3 protein-coding genes are annotated in these 2,824 nt (G+C 63.2%); all 3 read left to right on the top strand.

All coding sequences use genetic code 11. From position 1 onward, the window contains the following. Positions 1 to 669 precede the first annotated feature (669 nt). A complete protein-coding gene (locus AAGA68_27320; protein MEM9388782.1) occupies positions 670 to 936 on the top strand; it encodes a hypothetical protein in 267 nt (88 codons plus the stop codon). After that, entirely contained in the window at positions 933 to 1,448 is a 516-nt protein-coding gene (locus AAGA68_27315) for a hypothetical protein (protein ID MEM9388781.1), read from the top strand. The genes AAGA68_27320 and AAGA68_27315 overlap by 4 nt, the downstream gene beginning before the upstream one ends. A gap of 729 nt (positions 1,449 to 2,177) precedes the next feature. Next, positions 2,178 to 2,546 (top strand): hypothetical protein, encoded by a 369-nt coding sequence (locus tag AAGA68_27310; protein MEM9388780.1) that lies wholly within the window; start codon positions 2,178 to 2,180, stop codon positions 2,544 to 2,546. Positions 2,547 to 2,824: the final 278 nt, after the last annotated feature.

Genomic DNA, 2,824 nt, shown 5'->3' with positions numbered 1-2,824 from the left:
CCCACGGCGGCACCGACGACCCAAGCAACCTCACCTCCCCCTGCGCCTTCTGCCACCTCGAAGGCGAACACGGCGGCCGCCGCAAAAGCCTCCCCCCAGGCAACAACCCCACTTGGCTCCTAGGCCGCACCCCCATCATCCGAGTCCAAGCCCGCGAACGAACCCTGCTTAGCTAACCTCGTCTCACGGGCACAAGGCCACGCACTCGGCAACGACCTCGCCTCGATCCCCTCACGGGCAAAGGGCCACGCACTCGGCGACGACTTCGCCTCGATCCCCCGGCAGGTCGGGCCTGAGAATGTAGTCGCACGCGCCCTGGGGATCACTCACGTAGCACCGCGCATCGCATACGGTCAGCGAACCGCTGCATCCGTCGGGAAACTGCTCGGGGGGCACCCTGCCCGGAACCGCAACACTCAGAATGCAGTCCGTAACGATCTGCGCCGCCTCTTGGCACACAGCGCTCGGATCATCATCCGCACAGCCCCCCACCACGAGCAACAAACCACAACACCAAAGCCAAGCGCGAGTCACCAGTCAACACTACCATGTCGCTAGCGTTCCCCTAGTCGGCTCGCATCCCACACCTTCGCCGGACCGGTTCCTCAACGCCCCGGCGGGCCGCTACACTGTCGAGGGGACAGTCGCAGAGGAAGGGGTACCCAGCCGATGGATAGAAAACGCGTCGAATCGACCACCACCTATGCGGCGGTGGTGCTTCTCTCGATTCTTGGCCCGCTCAGTGTGCTCGCGGTAGCGGACGGAGCGTTTGGTTGGGACCTGCTCGACGAGAACTGGGAGAGCGTCGCCTGGTTCGTCATCGGTGCGACCGCAGTCACGATCGTGTGTTGCGCCGTCGTGAGCGCGATGCTGAACGTCAGCCTCATGGCGGAATCCATGGCGAAGATCGCGGAGAAACTGGATCGCGACTCGTGAAGTCAACCGCCGACAGTCCGCGCAGGGTCCTCGTCATTGTCGGGCTCGCCCTAGCCGGGCTCGTTGCCCTACTTCATTGGTACGACACGAGGCGTCTCAACGAGCAGACTATCGAACTCGAAGAGCACGTCTGCGCTTCTCTCAATACCCAACAGACCTCGGAGTCCCTTGAGCGGGTCGCCTCCGGGTACTTCCCGGAAGACGGGCCAAGCTCGACTCCCTCGGTCTCCGTGGAACCTCTTCGCGGTATCCTAGGGTCCTACCGCCACCCGAGTTGGCGACTAAGCGGCACCGCATACTTCGGCCGCGGCGGCAGATGGTGGCTCCTTCGACCCTGGGGAGAGGACACTCTGAGTGAGATCAACGACGCACCCGACCCGATCGTAAACGCGCCTAGGTCAGTTTGCAGCGTACAGCCTGGCGGCAACCGCAACGAAGTCGATGTCGTGATGCCCTTCCGGTTCGGAAAGGTCGAAACGGCGATTCTGGTCCGCGCACAGCGCAAGCACTGACACAACGGTCAAGCAGGTCGTCGGCCACCAGAGCGAAATCGCGGACGCGGCACCCAACGAATGGACGCAAAAGAAGGCCGGCCGGCCCCCCCACCCCTACGCGCCGTCATTCGCAGCTGCACGCGAACCAAGCCGGCCATGGGTCCGACCCACCACAGGCCGGATCATCACATCCAAACTCCGCTTGGCATTCGATGGTTGCGTAGAGTTCCTCTTGGCAGTTCTCGCAGCCTGCGACGAGCCCAACGCGGTCGTAGCAGCTGCTCGCAGCAATCCCGCAACCGTCCTCCTCGTGCTGCTCGCACGCCAAACGGAGCCTCTCCTGCCCTTCGCTCTCAACGTCGCATCCAAGCATCACAGAAGCCGTGGCGGCGACGACGAGCACGTAGCGAAGCGCGGCGGCAACCCGAAGGATCGGCAAAGTCGGTGTGGCAAACTGCATGGCAAACCTCCCAGCACCAACTGGGTAGCAACACACGTGCCAGCGGTCTTCTTTCGAGTATGGCTGGTTTCTGAGCGCCCCGCGGATCGGACCCGGCTGCATCCGTGGCACGAAGCGCACGCAAGTGTGGCGCCTACGGCACATCAGAAGACGCGAAGCCTCCATCGCAGCAAACAGGCCACACCCGCTAGGTCGGGCCGACCAGCACGCACGGGAAGCCCAAGCGCCGAAAACGCGTTACTCCATAGGTGCATCCCCTCGGCAAAGCGATCCGCCGAGTCGTCGTCGTGTCTCTAGGAGTTGCCATCGCGTACGCGGTGGGTCTCTTGGGCATCTTCCACGCGGGCGACGATCTCGGCTGCTGCATGGCAGACTGCTGCCGCGACTCCACGCAGTTCACCGTCACGGCGCTGCGATCAGTCGGCATGGTGTACCGCGCCGACAACGCGGGAGCTTGCCCAACCGCCGACAAACTGGTGGATCAGCGCTACATCCAGCCAGGCTCCTGGCAGGACGACTTCACCTTCCACTGCGAAGGCGACACGGTCGTGGTGACAGGTCCTCCCGAGAAACCCAAACCCCCGACCCCCAAGCAAACCTGGTGTCCCGTGGTCGACGCCGCGCTGACGATCTGGCTTCTCCCGTTCCGGTCTTGAGCATCTCGACGCGCAGCTTCGCGATTGACCTCGCTGCTTTCGGCCACATCACAGCAGCATGCAATCCTTGCCCCTGTCGCGTGGCACTCGGCCGATGTTCGACTCCTGCTCCACGCAAGCGCGACTCACCAGGACGGCGGTCATCTGCTGCCTCTAACAGTGTCACTTGTTCTAATAATCGCGCGTGATGGGCCTAGTTTTAGTGCCCTGATCTGGCCTATGCAGATCGCGTTGTCCGCCATACTGATTGGTATGCTTTTGGCCTACAGGCCTCGCTG

This window comes from Pseudomonadota bacterium (assembly GCA_039193195.1).
In the GTDB taxonomy this organism is placed as follows: Bacteria; Pseudomonadota; Gammaproteobacteria; order Steroidobacterales; family JBCBZW01; genus JBCBZW01.
This window is presented reverse-complemented; position numbering and strand designations above follow the sequence as displayed.